This is a genomic window from Cellulomonas denverensis, assembly GCF_012396125.1.
GTDB classification, from domain to species: domain Bacteria; phylum Actinomycetota; class Actinomycetes; order Actinomycetales; family Cellulomonadaceae; genus Cellulomonas; species Cellulomonas denverensis.
Genome location: NZ_JAAXOX010000003.1, coordinates 409,657 through 426,237 on the forward strand (window position 1 = coordinate 409,657; position 16,581 = coordinate 426,237).

17 protein-coding genes and 2 tRNA genes are annotated in these 16,581 nt (G+C 71.8%); 10 read left to right on the top strand and 9 right to left on the bottom strand.

What is annotated here, in order from left to right:
- Positions 1-23 precede the first annotated feature (23 nt).
- A complete protein-coding gene (locus HGA03_RS08720; protein WP_168629850.1) occupies positions 24-992 on the bottom strand; it encodes a DUF1648 domain-containing protein in 969 nt (322 codons plus the stop codon).
- The gene (locus tag HGA03_RS08725) at positions 989-1,357 is read right to left on the bottom strand and encodes a GntR family transcriptional regulator (RefSeq protein ID WP_168629851.1); all 369 of its coding nucleotides are present in this window, start codon (positions 1,355-1,357) and stop codon (positions 989-991) included. Before HGA03_RS08725 ends, HGA03_RS08720 begins: the two co-directional genes overlap by 4 nt.
- Positions 1,358-1,419: 62 nt before the next feature.
- Here HGA03_RS08725 and HGA03_RS08730 point away from each other — a divergent pair, with 62 nt between their 5' ends.
- The gene (locus tag HGA03_RS08730; protein WP_168629852.1) at positions 1,420-1,872 is read left to right on the top strand and encodes a methylglyoxal synthase; all 453 of its coding nucleotides are present in this window, start codon (positions 1,420-1,422) and stop codon (positions 1,870-1,872) included.
- Positions 1,873-1,881: 9 nt separating this feature from the next.
- Here the strand turns inward: HGA03_RS08730 and epsC are convergent, their stop codons facing one another.
- Both epsC and cysK read right to left on the bottom strand, forming a co-directional pair.
- Positions 1,882-2,472: a serine O-acetyltransferase EpsC gene (gene epsC / locus HGA03_RS08735; RefSeq protein ID WP_168629853.1), complete on the bottom strand. Its 591-nt coding sequence runs from the start codon at positions 2,470-2,472 to the stop codon at positions 1,882-1,884.
- A gap of 6 nt (positions 2,473-2,478) precedes the next feature.
- A complete protein-coding gene (cysK, locus tag HGA03_RS08740) occupies positions 2,479-3,414 on the bottom strand; it encodes a cysteine synthase A (RefSeq protein ID WP_168629854.1) in 936 nt (311 codons plus the stop codon).
- Positions 3,415-3,762: 348 nt separating this feature from the next.
- Between cysK and HGA03_RS08745 the strand changes: the two genes are divergently transcribed.
- Entirely contained in the window at positions 3,763-4,698 is a 936-nt protein-coding gene (locus HGA03_RS08745) for an alpha/beta hydrolase (protein ID WP_203767559.1), read from the top strand.
- A gap of 12 nt (positions 4,699-4,710) precedes the next feature.
- Here HGA03_RS08745 and HGA03_RS19330 read toward each other — a convergent pair whose 3' ends face one another.
- Together HGA03_RS19330 and HGA03_RS08755 are read right to left on the bottom strand one after the other, a co-directional pair.
- Positions 4,711-5,328 (bottom strand): sugar O-acetyltransferase, encoded by a 618-nt coding sequence (locus HGA03_RS19330; protein WP_275407604.1) that lies wholly within the window; start codon positions 5,326-5,328, stop codon positions 4,711-4,713.
- Positions 5,329-5,763: 435 nt separating this feature from the next.
- Positions 5,764-5,834 (bottom strand) — tRNA-Gly (locus HGA03_RS08755).
- A gap of 86 nt (positions 5,835-5,920) precedes the next feature.
- Here HGA03_RS08755 and HGA03_RS08760 point away from each other — a divergent pair.
- From HGA03_RS08760 to HGA03_RS08795, 8 genes are all read left to right on the top strand, one after another.
- Positions 5,921-5,997, top strand: a tRNA-Pro gene (locus HGA03_RS08760).
- A 52-nt stretch (positions 5,998-6,049) separates the two neighbouring features.
- The gene (locus HGA03_RS08765; RefSeq protein ID WP_168629856.1) at positions 6,050-6,880 is read left to right on the top strand and encodes a CPBP family intramembrane glutamic endopeptidase; all 831 of its coding nucleotides are present in this window, start codon (positions 6,050-6,052) and stop codon (positions 6,878-6,880) included.
- Between the two features lie 138 nt (positions 6,881-7,018).
- The gene (tig, locus tag HGA03_RS08770; protein WP_168629979.1) at positions 7,019-8,359 is read left to right on the top strand and encodes a trigger factor; all 1,341 of its coding nucleotides are present in this window, start codon (positions 7,019-7,021) and stop codon (positions 8,357-8,359) included.
- 188 nt (positions 8,360-8,547) lie between these two features.
- A complete protein-coding gene (locus HGA03_RS08775; protein ID WP_168629857.1) occupies positions 8,548-9,168 on the top strand; it encodes an ATP-dependent Clp protease proteolytic subunit in 621 nt (206 codons plus the stop codon).
- A 34-nt stretch (positions 9,169-9,202) separates the two neighbouring features.
- Entirely contained in the window at positions 9,203-9,904 is a 702-nt protein-coding gene (locus HGA03_RS08780) for an ATP-dependent Clp protease proteolytic subunit (protein ID WP_168629858.1), read from the top strand.
- Between the two features lie 194 nt (positions 9,905-10,098).
- The gene (gene clpX, locus HGA03_RS08785) at positions 10,099-11,379 is read left to right on the top strand and encodes an ATP-dependent Clp protease ATP-binding subunit ClpX (RefSeq protein WP_168629859.1); all 1,281 of its coding nucleotides are present in this window, start codon (positions 10,099-10,101) and stop codon (positions 11,377-11,379) included.
- Positions 11,372-11,683 carry a chorismate mutase gene (locus HGA03_RS08790; protein ID WP_168629860.1) on the top strand — a complete coding sequence of 104 codons (312 nt, stop codon included), beginning with the start codon at positions 11,372-11,374 and terminating at the stop codon, positions 11,681-11,683. The genes clpX and HGA03_RS08790 overlap by 8 nt, the downstream gene beginning before the upstream one ends.
- 116 nt (positions 11,684-11,799) lie before the next feature.
- Positions 11,800-12,999 (top strand): baeRF2 domain-containing protein, encoded by a 1,200-nt coding sequence (locus HGA03_RS08795; RefSeq protein ID WP_168629861.1) that lies wholly within the window; start codon positions 11,800-11,802, stop codon positions 12,997-12,999.
- A 54-nt stretch (positions 13,000-13,053) separates the two neighbouring features.
- Here the strand turns inward: HGA03_RS08795 and HGA03_RS08800 are convergent, their stop codons facing one another.
- From HGA03_RS08800 to HGA03_RS08810, 3 genes are all read right to left on the bottom strand, one after another.
- The gene (locus tag HGA03_RS08800; RefSeq protein WP_168629862.1) at positions 13,054-14,889 is read right to left on the bottom strand and encodes an AMP-dependent synthetase/ligase; all 1,836 of its coding nucleotides are present in this window, start codon (positions 14,887-14,889) and stop codon (positions 13,054-13,056) included.
- A gap of 71 nt (positions 14,890-14,960) precedes the next feature.
- Positions 14,961-15,713 carry an amino acid ABC transporter ATP-binding protein gene (locus HGA03_RS08805; RefSeq protein WP_168629863.1) on the bottom strand — a complete coding sequence of 251 codons (753 nt, stop codon included), beginning with the start codon at positions 15,711-15,713 and terminating at the stop codon, positions 14,961-14,963.
- Positions 15,713-16,579 (bottom strand): amino acid ABC transporter permease, encoded by an 867-nt coding sequence (locus HGA03_RS08810; RefSeq protein ID WP_168629864.1) that lies wholly within the window; start codon positions 16,577-16,579, stop codon positions 15,713-15,715. The genes HGA03_RS08805 and HGA03_RS08810 overlap by 1 nt, the downstream gene beginning before the upstream one ends.
- Between the last annotated feature and the right edge of the window lie 2 nt (positions 16,580-16,581).

Sequence of the window (16,581 nt, forward strand, 5' to 3'; positions counted from 1 at the left end):
CGACGGCGCCATGCTGCCGGTTCTCAGTCCTCCGGGCTACCCGACTCCCGTGCCCGTTGCGCCAGCGTGGCCAGCAGGGCGGCACCGGTGGCGGCATCCGGCACGGTGACCACCAGGTCGCGGTCGCCGGTGCGGTGCACCCGGATGCCCTCCCCGTTGCGCATCACCCAGCCCAGCTGGCCCTGCCGGCCGACCCGGATGCCCCAGCCGCCGAACTCCCGCAGTGCGTTCACCTGCTGCACCTCGACCCCGGTGATCTCCGTCACCGGGACGGTCAGCCGCGGCCGGCCCGCCGCCGACCGCAGGTGCAGGCCCGTGGCGTCCACGGTCACCTGGATCACGGTCATGCCGACCAGCAGCACGGCGAGCACTGCCGCGATCAGCAGCATCGCCGGGAACTGCAGCACGATCGCCAGCACCACGATCAGCACGGTCATCCAGCCGCCGAGCTGCTGCCCGATCCGGCTGGTCACCTGCTGGCGCCACACCGCGCGCTCGTTCTCGCCCAGCGCCAGCCGTGGTCCGGTCACCTTCCCGTGTGCGGGCTGCGCCGGGTCGCCGGGCACCGCCCACGCCGCCAGTGCCCCCAGCCCCAGCCCGATCAGCCCGGCGATCACCACCACGCTGTTGACCGACCCCATCTCCTGGGCGTCGGCCAGGCCACGTCCGGCGTTCAGGAAGCCCAGCAGCAGGGCCGCGCCGAAGCCGCTCATCCCGACCGCGACCCCCACCCCGATCCGGCGGGTGGAGGACGACAGCCCGAGCATGAGCGCCACCAGCCACGCCGAGATCGCCACCGCCGTGAACACACCGAGCATCAGCGCGATGAACCCGCCCAGCGATCCGAACCGGTCCGGCCCGTCGGCGGAGAAGTGGGTGGCGATCGGGTCGGGCAGCTGGTCGCGCCAGGACCAGGCGATCAGCCCGGCGGCGCCGAGGATCACCAGGGAGGGCAGCAGTCCGATCAGGGTGGTGGACCGGCGGTGTCTCATCGAGCGTCCTTCCTGGCCAGTGCGTCGCGCACCAGTCCGAGTGTGGTCCCGGGCGCGAGCCCCAGGTCGCCGGCCGCGTCGGCCACCGCGTCCAGCGCCTGCTGCAGGGCGGTGAAGTCCTGGTCGCTGTGCGCGGAGACCACCGCACCCCGGCCGCGGCGCAGTTCGATCAGGCCCTCGTCGCGCAGGTCCTGGTAGGCGTGCAGCACGGTGTGCAGGTTGATCTCCAGCGAGGCCGCCAGTTCCCGGGCGGCCGGCAGCCGGGTGCCCGGGGTCAGCTCGCCGCGGATCACCGCCGCCCGCACCTGCCCGGCGAGCTGCGCGAACAGCGGCTCGTCGAGCGTGGGATCGATCCGGAACAGCATGGGCCGAGTGTAGTTGTTCGACTGCAACTAGAACAAACGCCGGACGACCGTACGCTGTGCCCATGCCGGGAGTCGCGCACCACATCGCCCTCGTCGCCCACGACAACAAGAAGGCCGAGCTGCTGCGCTGGGCCGAGTTCAACCGCGGCACGCTGTCGCGGCACCACCTCTACGCCACCGGCACCACCGGGACGATGCTGGAATACGAACTCGGCCTGCCGGTGACCCGGCTGCTGTCCGGCCCGGTCGGCGGCGACCAGCAGATCGGCGCCAAGATCGCCGAGGGCATCATCGACATGCTGGTGTTCTTCTGGGATCCGCTGGAGCCGCAGCCGCACGACCCCGACGTCAAGGCACTGCTGCGGATCGGCGCGGTCTGGAACGTCCCGATGGCCAGCAACCGGGCCACCGCGGACATGCTGATCTCCTCGCCGCTGCTCGGCGAGCCGTGGAGCGGCCGGCCCGAGATCGGTGCCCGGGGCTGGTCCGACGGCGCGGCGAGCTCCGCGGAGTAACCCCGGGCGTCAGATGTAGATCGCCGGGTCGTCGACCTCGGGCTCCGGGGGAGCGGCGGCCGGCTTGCGGCGGATCTTCGCCGGGACGCCGACCGCGACCTCGCCCGGCGGCACGTCCTTGAGCACCACCGCGTTGGCACCGATCTGCGCGTCGTCGCCGATCCACACCGCGCCGAGCACCTTCGCCCCGCTGCCGACCACCACCCGGTCGCCGACCGTGGGGTGCCGCTTGCCTTTGCGCATCGACTTGCCGCCCAGGGTCGCGCCGTGGAACAGCACCACGTCGTCGCCGACCACCGCGGTCTCGCCGATCACCACGCCCATCCCGTGATCGATGAACAGCCGCCGCCCGATGGTGGCGCCGGGGTGGATCTCCACCCCGGTCACCGCCCGGGAGACGTGCGCCAGGAGCCGGGCCGGCAGGCGCAGGCCCGGCTCCCGCCACATCCGGTGTGCCAGCCGGTGCGCCCACACTGCGTGCAGGCCGGGGTACACCAGGGCGACCTCGACCAGCGACCGGGCCGCGGGGTCCCGGCGGCGGGCGGTCTCCAGGTCCTCACGCAGGGTGCGTGCGAACCGGCGCAGCGGGGTCGAGGTCATCGCGGGTCAGTCCAGGAGGTCGGCGTAGAGGATGGTGGACAGGTAACGCTCGCCGAAGGACGGGATGATCGCGACGATCAGCTTCCCGGCGTTCTCCGGCCGCTTGGCCAGCTCGATCGCGGCGTGCAGCGCGGCACCGGAGGAGATCCCGACCAGCAGGCCCTCGTCGGTGGCGGCCTGGCGGGCGACCTTCACCGCGGTGTCGGCGTCCACGTCGATGATCTCGTCGTAGATCGAGGTGTCCAGGATCTCCGGCACGAAGTTCGCTCCGATGCCCTGGATCTTGTGCGGGCCGGGCTGGCCGCCGTTCAGGATCGGCGACTCGGCCGGCTCCACCCCGACGATCTGCACCGAGGGCTTGCGCTCCTTGAGCACCTGGCCCACGCCGGTGATCGTGCCGCCGGTGCCGATCCCGGCCACCACGATGTCCACCGCGCCGTCGGTGTCGTTCCAGATCTCCTCGGCGGTGGTGCGGCGGTGGATCGCGGGGTTGGCCTCGTTGGCGAACTGCCGGGCCAGGATCGCGCCCGGGCGCTGCTCGACGATCTCGTTCGCCTTGTTCACCGCGCCCTTCATCCCCTCGGCGGCCGGGGTGAGGATCAGCTCCGCGCCGAATGCCCGCAGCAGCGCCCGGCGCTCCTTGGACATCGACTCCGGCATGGTCAGCACCACGTCGTAGCCGCGGGCGGCGCCGACGAACGCCAGCGCGATGCCGGTGTTGCCGCTGGTCGCCTCGACGATCGTGCCGCCCGGCTTGAGCTCCCCGGACGCCTCGGCGGCGTCCACGATCGCCACCCCGATCCGGTCCTTCACCGAGTTCGCCGGGTTGTAGAACTCCAGCTTGCCGACCACCGTGGCGCCCAGGCCCTCGGTGAGCTTGTTGATCCGGACCAGCGGGGTGTTGCCGATCAGCTGGGTCGCGTCGTCGTAGATCCGTGCCATGTCACTGCCGTCCTGTCTGCCGATGAGGGATGTGCGGAACGGGGCGAGCGCTGGCCCGGGCCGTCGGGATCCCACCGCGGGACCCCGGGCAGGACGGCCAGCGCTCTACCGACAGCGACAGGCCGGGGCGGCGGGGATCGGGGCGAGGGTGCGCGGGGTGGTCATGGTGCGCTCCCTCCGTGCGGTCCCAGGTCATCGGCCGGATCGGCCGAGATGACGGTAGCCGTAACAGCTGTGCGGCGACAAACATGCCCGCCCATCGTCCCGTGCCTGTCACGGCACCCACGGTGGCCCAGCCCGGACCCGGTCGCCACCCGGTGACCAGGGATGTCGTGCCAGGATCGCCCCATGGCCGACGACCTCGACGTGCTCGGACCCGACTGGCGGCGCCGGACGCTCCCGCTGCGCCCCGACCTGCCCGGCCGCCCGGACCCGGTCGCCACCCTGGTGCACCGCGCCGACGCAGGGACCGACCCGGACCGCCCGGCGGTGCTCTACCTGCACGGGTTCGTCGACTACTTCTTCCACGACCACGTCGGGGCGGCGCTGGCCGAGCGCGGGATCGACCTGTACGGCCTGGACCTGCGGGACTACGGGCGCTCGATCCGGCCCGGCCGCACCCCGAACACCGTCCGCTCGCTCGGGGTCTACGCCGAGGAGGTGGACACCGCCATCCACCTGTTGCGCCGGCGGCACCGCCGGGTGGTGCTGCTCGGGCACTCCACCGGTGGGCTGATCGCCGCCCTGTGGGCCGACGCCCGCCACGGCACCGGCCTGATCGACGCCCTGGTGCTGAACAGCCCCTGGCTCGACCTGCGCGGCACCCGGCTGGAGCGCACCGTGCTGACCGGCGTGATCGACGTGCTCGGGCTGGTGGCCCCCGATCTGCCGCTGCGCCGCCTGGCACCGCACTACGGCGAGGCGGCGCATGCCGAGTGGGGCTACGACCTGGCCTGGAAGCCGCACACCGACTTCCCGGCGCGCGCGTCCTTCATCCGGGCGGTACGCCGCGGACAGTCGGCCGTCCGGCGCGGGCTGGCGATCGACGTGCCGGTGCTGGTGCTCACGTCGGACACCACCGGCCCGGACGACCGCTGGCACGAGCACCTGCTGACCACCGACTCGGTGCTGGACGTCGCCGACATGTGGCGGCTGGCGCCGAACCTGGGCGAGGACGTCACGGTCGAGGTGATCGAGGGCGGTGCGCACGACCTGGCGCTGTCGCCCGAACCCGCCCGCAGCGCGTACCTGACCGCGGTCGCGGAGTGGGCCGAGCGGAGCTGACCGCCCGGCAGCCTAGAGCTCCCGGATCACCCGCGCCGGGCTGCCCGCGGCGAACACCCCGGCCGGGATGTCCCGGGTCACCACCGACCCGGCGCCGATCACGCTGTTCGCTCCGATCGTCACCCCCGGGCACACCACCACGCTGCCGCCGAACCACACGTTGTCCTCCACCGTGATCGGCAGCGCCCGCTCCCAGCCCTGGCGCCGCAGCTCCGGCTCGGTCGGGTGGTTCGAGGTGTAGAACCGCGCCTCCGGCCCGACCAGCACATCCGCGCCGATCGTCACCCGGCCGCCGCCGATCACCATGAACCCGGTGTTGATGAAGCTGCGCTCGCCCACACTCAGGTGCGCGCCGTACTCCACGTAGAACGGCGGCCGGAAGTCGGCCCCCTCACCGAAGCCGCCCAGGGTCTCCCGCAGCAGCGCCAGCCCCGACTCGGGGTCCTCCCGGTACAGCTCCGCGATCCGCCGCGAGGCCTCGTGCCCGGCCGCGGTGATCGCGCCCAGCTCCGCGCTCAGCCGGTAGCGGTACCAGTCCCCGGCGAGCAGCTTGTCGTACTCGGAACGCGGGTCGTCGGGGTCGGGGGCGGCGGGGGAGTCGGCACGGGTCACCGGAGTCGCAGCAGTCACGGTCGCCGAGCCTATGCCCGTGACCCGCGCCCGGTCCGGGACCGTCCACTGGCCCGCCCCGCCTGCCCGAGCCCTCCGTGCCACGCCCGTGCCACGCCCGTGCCCCCCGTGCCCCTGTCCGTGCCCGCCCCGCCCCCGCCGAGGGCGCAGTTCCCGTCGGTCCCACGCCCGTGCGGCCACCGCGAACTGCGCCCTCGGCGCGACGAGTGCGAAGAACGTGCGGGGATTCGGGCGGTTCGGGCGGCAGGTTCTCCGCATTCGTGGAGCGCGGGCGGGTCGGCCGGGTCAGGCACGGAGGGAGCCGGGCGAGTCAGGCGCGCAGGGGCCGGGCTAGTCAGGCACGGAGGGAGCCGAGCGGGTCAGGCACGGAGCGGGCCCGGCGAGTTGGTCGCGCAGGGGCCGGGCGGGTGCCCGGCGTGCGGGCCGGAGGCGGGGAGCGGATGACGGGAATCGAACCCGCGTAATCAGTTTGGAAGACTGAGGCTCTACCATTGAGCTACATCCGCACTGGTCCCGGACGAGCCGGAACAGCGGCCCCCAGCGTACCGGAGTCACCGCGCTGGTCCGCGCCGCCACTAGACTCTGCGGCGCACGGGATGTGGCGCAGGTTGGTAGCGCGTCCGCTTTGGGAGCGGAAGGTCGTGGGTTCGAATCCCGCCATCCCGACCATGACGGGCACCCAGCATCGGGCATCCTCGGAGCAGTCGAGGCTGGAGGACCGATGAAGCCCTGGGTGCTGCGGATGCCGGTGACCCTGCTGCTCCTGTTCGCCGCATACGTGCTCGCCCAATCCGTCGCGAACGCCCTGCAGGACGGACCGGCGGCCGTGCTCCTGGTGGGCGGGCTCGCGCTCGCGGCCGGGCTGCTCGCGCTCTACCCGCTGCTGACCCGCTGGCTGGAGGACCGCCCCCGGCCGGTGGAGCTGCGGTGGGACCGGTCGACGGCCGGACTGGGCTGGGGCGCCCTGCTCGGCGCGGGGTTCATCGCCCTGACGGTCGCCGGGATCGCGCCGTTCGGCGGGGTGGGCCTCAGCCGGGGCGAACCGGTGTCCGCGGTGCTGGGCATGCTCGGGGCCTGGGTGCTGGTCGGGGTCGGGGAGGAGCTGCTGTTCCGCGGCGGGCTGTTCCGGCTGGTGGAGGAGCGCCGGGGCAGCGGGGTGGCGCTCGCGGTGTCGGCGGTGGTGTTCGGCGGTGCGCACCTGACCAATCAGGACGCCACGGTCTGGGGTGCGGTCGCGATCGCGCTGGAGGCCGGGGGACTGCTCGGCGCCGCGTACGTGCTGTCCCGGTCGCTCTGGCTGCCGATCGGGATCCACATCGCCTGGAACCTGACGCAGGGCACCGTGTTCGGCGCCGAGGTGTCCGGTAACGGGCCGGGTGGGCCGGCGCTGCTGCACACCCGGCTGTCCGGGCCGGACTGGCTCACCGGCGGCGGGTTCGGGCCGGAGGGCAGTGTGGTCGCGGTGCTGATCGGGGTCGCGGTCACGGTGGTGATGCTGGTGCTGGCGCGCCGCCGGGGCAGCTGGGTGGCCTGGGTGCCGCGGCCGCGGTGAGCGGCTCGCTTTGGCCCCGCCGTCCCCGGGTGGCGTAGGCTCGTCTCGCCGACGCGCGCGTGCTGTCATGCCCGCGTGTGGGCCCGGCCAGGGTCCGTCCCGGCCCATCGACCGTCCGATCAGTTGGAGATCATCGAAGTGAAGAGCGCCGTCGAGACCCTGGAGCCCACCAAGGTCAAGCTGACCGTCGAGGTGTCGTACGACGAGCTCAAGCCGAGCATCGACCACGCCTACTCGCACATCGCCGAGCAGGTGAACATCCCCGGCTTCCGCAAGGGCAAGGTCCCGCCGCGGATCATCGACCAGCGCGTCGGCCGCCCCGCGGTGATGGAGCACGCCGTCAACGACGGGCTGTCGGAGTTCTACGCCTCGGCGATCCGCGACAACTCCCTGCGCCCGCTGGGCCAGCCGGAGATCGACGTGACCAAGGTGCCGGGTCTGGTCCCGGGCGAGGAGCAGGGCGACCTGGTCTTCACCGCCGAGGTCGAGGTCCGCCCGGAGATCGAGATCCCCGCGCTGGAGGACCTGAAGGTCAGCGTCGACGGGCTCGAGGTCTCCGACGAGGACGTGCAGGGCCGTCTGGACCAGCTGCGCGAGCGCTTCGGCACCCTGGTCGGCGTGGACCGCCCGGCCGAGGACAAGGACTTCGTCGTGATCGACCTGGTCGCCAAGATCGGCGACGAGGAGGTCGACACCGTCTCCGGCATCTCCTACCAGATCGGTTCCGGCAACATGCTGGAGGGTCTGGACGAGGCGCTGACCGGCCTGTCCGCCGGTGAGACCACCACCTTCGAGACCGAGCTGGTCGGTGGCGAGCACGCCGGGGAGAAGGCCCAGGTCACCGTGACCGCCTCCCAGGTCAAGCAGCGCGACCTGCCCGAGGCCGACGACGACTTCGCCCAGATGGCCTCGGAGTTCGACACCATCGCCGAGCTGACCGACGACCTGCGCGAGCAGGCCGGCCGGATCAAGGGCCAGAACCAGGCCGTGCAGGCCCGTGACCTGCTGCTCGAGCAGCTGCTGGAGCAGATCGAGATCCCGGTGCCCTCCGGTGCCGTCGAGGCCGAGGTGCACCGCCACCTGGAGCAGGAGGGCCGTCTGGACGACGACACCCACCGCGCCGAGGTGACCGAGCAGGCCGAGACCGCGCTGCGCAACCAGATCCTGCTGGACACCCTGGCCGAGAAGCTCGAGGTCAAGGTCGCCCAGGGCGAGCTGATCGACTACCTGGTGTCCGCTTCCCGCCAGTACGGCATGGACCCGAACACCTTCATCCAGACCATCGACCAGCAGGGCCAGATCCCGGCGATGGTGGCCGAGGTCGCCCGGTCGAAGGCGCTGGCCGTGGCGCTGCGCCGGGTCACCGTGACCGACGACAAGGGCGAGACGGTCGACCTGTCCGAGTACATCGGCTCGGACGAGGACGACGCCGCGCTGGAGCAGGCCGAGGACGAGGCCACTGAGGCCACCCAGGCCTGAGCATCGTGCCGTGAGGGCCCCGCTGCACCACTGTGTGCGGCGGGGCCTTCCGCATTCCGTGCCTCCGCCGGGAGCAGCGCACGTGCGCTGGCAGCGAAACGGGGGCTCGGCGGGACGATCCGCAGGTGACCCGGACGTTAGGGTCGCTACAACGCACGCCAATCACCGCACGTCATGAGGGAGCCTTCGTGAACGACCAGACGCCGGCCATCGCCCGGGCAGAGTCCGGGGGACTCGGACTCAACGACTCCATCTACAACCGGCTCCTGCGTGAGCGGATCATCTGGCTGGGGTCGGAGGTCCGGGACGAGAACGCCAACGCCATCTGCGCGCAGATGATGCTGCTGGCGGCGGAGGACCCGGACAAGGACATCTTCCTGTACATCAACTCGCCCGGTGGCTCGATCACCGCGGGCATGGCGATCTACGACACCATGCAGTTCATCAAGCCGGACGTCGCCACCGTGGCGATGGGCATGGCGGCCTCGATGGGCCAGTTCCTGCTCTCCTCGGGTGCCAAGGGCAAGCGCTACGCGACCCCGCACGCCCGGGTGATGATGCACCAGCCCTCCGGCGGCATCGGCGGCACCGCCACCGACGTCCGGATCAACGCCCAGCTGATCCTGCACATGAAGACCGTGCTGGCCGAGCTGATCGCCGAGCAGACCGGCAAGACCGTCGAGCAGATCACCGCCGACTCGGACCGTGACCGCTGGTTCACCGCCCCCGAGGCGCTGGAGTACGGGTTCATCGACAAGGTCGTCACCCACGCCGGCGCGGTCGCCGGCGGCGGTGGCACCAACGCCTGAGCCCCCCAGACCTGACATCCACGAAGGAGAACCCGTGAGCACCGAGTCGCAGTTCATCGCCCGTGCCGGGCGTCTCGCCGGGGGCTGGGGCGCTGCCACCCCGTCGCCGTCGTCCCGCTACGTGCTGCCCCAGTTCGAGGAGCGCACCGCGTACGGCTTCAAGCGGCAGGACCCGTACACCAAGCTGTTCGAGGACCGGATCATCTTCCTCGGCGTGCAGGTGGACGATGCCTCCGCCGACGACATCATGGCCCAGCTGCTGGTGCTGGAGAGCACCGACCCGGACGGGCCGATCACCCTCTACATCAACTCGCCCGGTGGCTCGTTCACCGCGCTGACCGCGATCTACGACACGATGCAGTACATCAAGCCGCAGATCCAGACCGTGTGCCTCGGGCAGGCGGCCTCGGCGGCGGCGGTGCTGCTGGCGGCCGGGTCGCCCGGGATGCGCCTGGCGCTGCCGAACGCCCGGGTCCTGATCCACCAGCCGGCGATGGAGGGCGGCGGCTACGCGCAGGCCTCCGACATCGAGATCCACGCCAACGAGCTGATCCGGATGCGGGAGTGGCTGGAGGCGACCCTGGCGCACCACACCGGGCGTGACCTGGAGCAGGTGAAGCAGGACATCGAGCGCGACAAGATCCTGACCGCCGCGCAGGCCCTGGACTACGGCATCGTCGACCAGGTGCTGCAGAGCCGGAAGGGTGCCGTCGCCACGACGGTCGAACCGAAGTGAGCGCGGGTGCGCCCCGGGGGTGAAACGCCGGGGCGCACTCACGCGACACGCCAGGCCCGGGGGTGTCCGGCTGACACCGACCCGGGCCGTGGTGTGGAATGGTTCATCGGGCGTCCCCGGGCCCTGACCCGGCGGGGACCGCAGTACCGGACAGCTCGACAGCAGCGCAGCAGAGCGCATGGGAAGGGGACGCAGTGGCTCGCATCGGAGACGGCGCCGACCTGCTCAAGTGCTCGTTCTGCGGGAAGTCGCAGAAGCAGGTGAAGAAGCTCATCGCCGGTCCCGGCGTGTACATCTGTGACGAGTGCATCGAGCTGTGCAACGAGATCATGGAGGAGGAGCGCGCGGAGGCCTCCGAGCTGGGCATGACCGAACTGCCCAAGCCGAAGGAGATCTTCGAGTTCCTCGAGCAGTACATCGTCGGCCAGGAGCCGGCCAAGCGGTCGCTCGCGGTCGCGGTGTACAACCACTACAAGCGGATCCAGGCCGGTGAGGCGGGTTCGGGCACGGTGGGCTCCGGCGACGACGCCGTGGAGATCGCCAAGTCGAACATCCTGCTGATCGGCCCGACCGGCTGCGGCAAGACCTACCTGGCCCAGACCCTGGCGAAGATGCTGAACGTGCCCTTCGCCCTGGCGGACGCCACCGCGCTGACCGAGGCGGGCTACGTCGGCGAGGACGTCGAGAACATCCTGCTCAAGCTGATCCAGGCCGCCGACTTCGACGTGAAGAAGGCCGAGACCGGGATCATCTACATCGACGAGATCGACAAGATCGCCCGCAAGGCGGAGAACCCGTCGATCACCCGGGACGTGTCCGGCGAGGGCGTGCAGCAGGCGCTGCTGAAGATCCTGGAGGGCACCCAGGCCTCGGTGCCGCCGCAGGGTGGCCGCAAGCACCCGCACCAGGAGTTCATCCAGATCGACACCACCAACGTGTTGTTCATCGTCGCGGGCGCGTTCGCCGGGCTGGACGAGATCATCACCAGCCGGTCCGGCCGCAAGGGGATCGGCTTTGGCGCCCCGCTGCACTCGGCGGACGACAAGGACGTCTTCGGCGAGGTCATGCCGGAGGATCTGCTGAAGTTCGGGCTGATCCCGGAGTTCATCGGCCGCGTCCCGGTGATCACCACCGTCTCCCCGCTGGACCAGCAGGCACTGGTCCGGATCCTCACCGAGCCGCGCAACGCCCTGGTCAAGCAGTACCAGCGGATGTTCGAGATCGACGGCGTCGAGCTGGAATTCACCGACGACGCGGTGGAGGCGATCGCGGACCAGGCGCTGCTGCGCGGCACCGGTGCCCGCGGACTGCGCGCCATCATGGAGGAGGTCCTCCAGCAGGTGATGTTCGAGGTGCCCAGCCGCGACGACGTCGAGCGGGTGGTGGTCAGCCGCGAGGTCGTGCTGGAGAACGTGAACCCGACCCTGGTGCCCCGTCAGGCGCCGAAGCGCACGCCGAGGGAGAAGAGTGCCTGAGCTGCCCCCGGAGCTGGCCCGCCTGCGCGGCAGCATCGACAACTTCGACGCCGCGCTGATCCACATCCTGGCCGAGCGGTTCAAGGCCACCCAGCAGGTCGGCGTGCTCAAGGCGCGCCTGGGTCTGCCCGCCTCCGACCCGGGGCGTGAGGCCCGCCAGGTCACCCGGCTGCGCGAGCTGGCGCACGAGGCCGAGCTCGACCCGGTGTTCGCCGAGAAGTTCCTCGCGTTCATCGTCGAGGAGGTCATCCGGCACCACGAGGCGATCGCGGCCGGCCCGGAGGGCGTGCGCGGCGATTCCTGACCCCAGCGCTGGCGTGTCGGCGCCGGGTGTCAGAGGGTGGGCAGGGACAGAAGGCCGGCCGCCGGAGGCCTCGCTCTCCGTCCGGTCGGCCCCGCGTCTCGCACCCGGAGGTTGCCTTGGATCTGCACTGGCTGAAGCCGCTGCTCGGACGTCCCGGACCGTTCATCACCGTTCTGCTCGATGCCACCCGGGCCGATGCCTCGGGGGACGAGGAGGTCGCGGGCCGCTGGAAGTCCCTGCGCCGTGAGCTGCACGCCGCGGGCGCCCCGGACGGGGTGCTCGACGTGATCGAGGAGCGGGTGACCCGGCCCACCGGGGTCGGCGGTCCGCACGGCCGGGTGGTGATCGCCGACGCGGCCGAGATCGTGGTCGACCGGGTGGTCAAGGAGCCGCCGGCCCAGTCCAGTGCCGTCTACGACGCGGTGCCCGCCCTGGCACCCGCCGTCCGGGCCGCCGACCAGGCCACCCGGTTCGTGCTGGTCGAGATCGACCGCCAGGGTGCGGACCTCACCTGGTCCGACGGCACCACCGCCCGGCCCGAGCGCGAGGTGGTCGACGGCGACCACGACGTGCTGCACAAGATCCGGGAGGGCGGCGGCTGGTCGCACCGCCGGATGCAGACCCGCGCCGAGGACTCCTGGGAGCGCAATGCCGAGACGGTCGCCGCCGACCTGGACCGCCAGGTCGCCGAGCGCCAGCCCGAGCTGGTCCTGGTCACCGGTGACGTGCGCGCGGTGGCGCTGCTCAAGGACGCGGTCGGCCAGCACGTGCGTGAGCTGATCGCCGAGGTGCCCGGCGGCTCCCGCGCCGACGGCGTGAACCAGCAGGCCTTCGAGGAGAAGGTCGGTGCCGCACTGTTCGAGCACCGGGCCCGGCGCCGGGAGAAGGTGCTGGACCGGTTCCGCACCGCCCAGGGCCGCGGCGAGGCAGCGGTCACCTCGGTGCCGGACGTGGTCACCGTGCTGCAGCGCGGTCAGGTGGCCGAGCTGCTGGTCCGCGACGACCTGACGCTGCCCGGCTCGGCGCTGACCGAGCGGCGGCTGCAGGTCGGCCCGGAGCCGCTGCAGATCGCGGTGGACGCCGACGACCTGATCGCGCTCGGCGCCCCGGAGGGCTCGGCGCGGTCCATGCCCGCCGACGCCGCTCTGCTGCGGGCCGCCCTCGGCCAGGACGCCGGCCTGACCCTGGTGCCGGACGGTGCCGCGGACCTGGTGGACGGGGTGGGGGCGATCCTGCGCTGGGTGGACGAGTCCACGCCCAGCGAGGCCGTGCCCAGCCAGTCCGCCGACCAGGCGCGGCTGCGCGACGTGGTCTGAGCCGGAGAGCACAACGGCCCCGGGGAGTGCGCTCCCCGGGGCCGTTCTCGTGGGTCAGTGCCCGCCGCCGGCCTTCTCCTCGGCGGTGCGGGTGTCGGTGTACAGCGCCTCGACCTCCGCGGCGAAGTCCTTCAGCACCAGCGCGCGCTTCACCTTCAGCGACGGGGTCAGGTACCCGTTCTCCTCGGTGAAATCGGAGCTGAGCACCCGGATCTTGCGGATCGACTCGGCGCGGGAGACGGCCTCGTTGGCGCGGGTGGCGGCGCGGTCGAGGGCGGCCAGTACCCGGGGGTCCTGGGCGGCGGTGCGCACGTCCATCGGCGGCAGGCCGTGCATGGACAGCCAGCCGGGCAGCATCTCCTGGTCCAGGGTGACCAGGGCGCCGATGAACGGCCGGTCGTCGCCGACCACGACCACCTGGGACACCAGCGGGTGCCCGCGGAACCGGTCCTCCAGCACCGCCGGGGCGACGTTCTTGCCGCCGGCGGTCACGATGATCTCCTTGGCGCGGCCGGTGATCCGCAGGTAGCCGTCGTCGTCCAGCGAGCCCAGGTCGCCGGTGGCGAACCAGCCGTCCCGCAGCGCCTCCGCGGTGGCCTCCGGGTTGTCGTGGTAGCCGCGGAAGACGTGTGGGCCCTTGGTCCAGATCTGGCCGTCGTCGTCGACCCGGAGGGTGGTGCCGGGGTAGGCGGGCCCGACGGTGCCGATCTTGATCAGCTCGGGGGTGTTCACCGCGGTCGGGGCGGTGGTCTCGGTCAGGCCGTAGCCCTCCAGGATCACCACGCCCATCCCGCGGTAGTAGTGGCCCAGCCGCTCGCCCAGCGGCGCACCGCCGGAGATGGCGTACTTCAGCGCGCCGCCCATCGCCGCGCGCAGCTTGCGCAGCACCAGGCTGCTCGCCAGGGTGTGTGCGGCCTTGAGCTGGGCGCTCGGGCCGTCCGGGGTGTCCAGGGCGCGGGAGTAGGTGATCGACACCTTGGCCGCCCAGCGGAACATCTTCAGCGTGAAGCCCGAGCCGGCCTTCTGCTCCGCGGAGTTGTAGACCTTCTCGAACACCCGGGGGACACCCAGGATGAACGTCGGCCGGAAGGACGCGAAGTCGGCCAGCAGGGTGCGGGTGCTCGGCGCGTGGCCCAGGACGGCACCGGACTCGATGCCGATCATCTGGATGAACCGCGCGAACACGTGCGCCAGCGGCAGGAACAGCAGGGTCCGGTCGCCGGGCTTGGCGCAGACCTCGGCCAGGCCGGTCACCCCGTTGCGCACGTTGTCCACGAAGTTGCCGTGCGACAGCTCCACGCCCTTGGGCCGGCCGGTGGTGCCCGAGGTGTAGATGATCGTCGCCAGGTCCGCGGCGGTGGCCAGCGCGCGGCGGCGCTCGATCTCGGCGTCGTCGACCTCGGTGCCGTCCTGCTGCAGCCGACCGATCGCGTCGTCGTCGATCACGAAGACCTCGCCGAGGTCGGGGGTCTGCTCGCGGACCTGCTCGATCACGGCGGCGTGCGCGGCGGACTCCACCACGGCCAGCCGGGCGCCGGAGTTGGCCAGGATCCACTGCACCTGCTCGGCGGAGGAGGTCTCGTACACCGGCACGCCGACCCCGCCGGCGAACCAGACCGCGAAGTCGGTCAGGGTCCACTCGTACCGGGTTCGGGACATGATCGCGACCCGCTCACCGGGCTGCAGGCCGTGGGCGACCAGGCCCTTGGCCAGCGCGGTCACCTCGTCGACGAAGCCGCGCACCGTAACCGGCTGCCACGAGCCGCCCAGGCCGGTGTTCCGCTCGATCAGCACGCCGTGCGGGTCCCGGGCCAGCCGCCCGAGCAGCAGGCCCGGGACGTTGAGCGTGGGGTCGTGCGGGACGGGGGTAACGGCGCTGAACTCGCGCATCGGTGCTCCAGGTCGCAGGGGAACGATCGGGGGCGACCCTACCCGGCCCGGTCCGGCATCGTCACCGGCGCTCAGTGTTCCCCAGCATGCGTCGGGTCGAGAACCCGCTGCAGGAAGGTCCGGGTGCGGGTCTCCCGGGGAGCGCCGATCACCTGGTCGGCGGGCCCTTCCTCGACCACCACACCGCCGTCCATGAACACCACCCGGTCGCCGACGTCCCGGGCGAAGGCCATCTCGTGCGTGACCACGATCATGGTCATCCCGGCGTCGGCCAGGTCGCGCATCACGGCGAGCACGTCGCCGACCAGTTCCGGGTCCAGCGCCGAAGTCGGCTCGTCGAAGAGCATCAGCTGCGGGTCCATCGACAGCGCCCGGGCGATCGCCACCCGCTGCTGCTGGCCGCCGGAGAGCTGGGCGGGCATCGCGTCCGCCCGGTCCGCCAGGCCGACCCGGGCCAGGTTCTCCCGGGCGATCCGCTCGGCGTCGGCCGCGGAGCGCTTGAGCACCTGGCGCTGGGCCATCGTGCAGTTCTCCAGCACGGTGCGGTGGGCAAACAGGTTGAACTGCTGGAACACCATCCCGACATGGGTGCGCACCCGGTCGATGTCGACGTCCGGGTCGGTGACGTCCACGCCGAGCACGTCGATCCGGCCGGCGGTGGGCTGCTCCAGCAGGTTCACGCAGCGCAGCAGGGTGGACTTGCCCGAGCCGGAGGGCCCGATCACGCAGACCACCTCGCCCTGCTGGACCTCCAGGTCGATGCCGGTGAGCACCTCGCGGTCGCCGAAGCTCTTGTGCAGGTCCTTGATCGAGACGACGGACATCAGCGGCTCCTCACGCCTCGGCGCTCCAGGTACCGGGCGAGCTGGCCCAGCGGCAGGGTGATCAACAGGTAGCAGGCCCCGATCAGGAACAGCGGGGTCAGGCCGCCGGTGGCGTTGTTCAGGGCGTCGCGGCCGATCTTGGTCAGGTCGTACTGGCTGGTGGCCAGGCCGAGCAGGAACACCAGCGAGGTGTCCTTGGTCAGCAGGATGAACTCGTTGGTCATCGGCGGCAGCACGATCCGGAACGCCTGCGGGATCACGACCTGGACCAGCGTGCGGCCGTGGGACATGCCCAGCGACCGGGCCGCCTCGACCTGGCCCTTCGGCACCGCCTGCAACCCGGCACGCAGCGTCTCGGCGATGTAGGCCGCCGAGACCATGCCCAGCGCCAGGGCGGCCTTGGTGGTGACCGACCCGATGGACACGCCGAGTGCGATCGGTACCGCGTAGCCGAAGGAGATCACCACCAGCAGGGCCGGGATGCCGCGGAAGAACTCGATGTAGACGGTCGCGATCCAGCGGTACAGCCGGACCGAGGACAGCTTCATCAACGCCAGCAGCGTGCCCAGGGACAGCCCGACCGCGAAGCCGCACAGCGTGTAGATCAGGGTGTTGAGGAAGGCCCGGGGGATCAGCGGGGCGATCTGCTCGACCGCCTCGGCGTTGAAGAAGTTCTCCCCGATCCGGGACCAGTCGATCAGGAACGCCAGCACGGCCACGACGATCACCAGCACCGCGTACTGGACGATCCGGGCGCGCTGGGCGCGGCGGCGCGGACTCAGCCGGCGACCGCCGGCCCCGCCGAGCTCGAGGCTGCGGGCCGGGCGGCCGGTGGGGTCCGGGGCGGGGCCGGTGGTGGCCGACATGC

What these genes read in the sequence shown, in the direction of transcription:
- HGA03_RS08720 (WP_168629850.1), bottom strand. Translation starts at nt 992, where the DNA reads ATGAGACACCGCCGGTCCACCACCCTGATCGGACTGCTGCCCTCCCTG.
- HGA03_RS08725 (WP_168629851.1), bottom strand. Translation starts at nt 1,357, where the DNA reads ATGCTGTTCCGGATCGATCCCACGCTCGACGAGCCGCTGTTCGCGCAG.
- HGA03_RS08730 (WP_168629852.1), top strand. Translation starts at nt 1,420, where the DNA reads ATGCCGGGAGTCGCGCACCACATCGCCCTCGTCGCCCACGACAACAAG.
- epsC (WP_168629853.1), bottom strand. Translation starts at nt 2,472, where the DNA reads ATGACCTCGACCCCGCTGCGCCGGTTCGCACGCACCCTGCGTGAGGAC.
- cysK (WP_168629854.1), bottom strand. Translation starts at nt 3,414, where the DNA reads ATGGCACGGATCTACGACGACGCGACCCAGCTGATCGGCAACACCCCG.
- HGA03_RS08745 (WP_203767559.1), top strand. Translation starts at nt 3,763, where the DNA reads ATGGCCGACGACCTCGACGTGCTCGGACCCGACTGGCGGCGCCGGACG.
- HGA03_RS08765 (WP_168629856.1), top strand. Translation starts at nt 6,050, where the DNA reads ATGAAGCCCTGGGTGCTGCGGATGCCGGTGACCCTGCTGCTCCTGTTC.
- HGA03_RS08800 (WP_168629862.1), bottom strand. Translation starts at nt 14,889, where the DNA reads ATGCGCGAGTTCAGCGCCGTTACCCCCGTCCCGCACGACCCCACGCTC.
- HGA03_RS08805 (WP_168629863.1), bottom strand. Translation starts at nt 15,713, where the DNA reads ATGTCCGTCGTCTCGATCAAGGACCTGCACAAGAGCTTCGGCGACCGC.
- HGA03_RS08810 (WP_168629864.1), bottom strand. Translation starts at nt 16,579, where the DNA reads ATGTCGGCCACCACCGGCCCCGCCCCGGACCCCACCGGCCGCCCGGCC.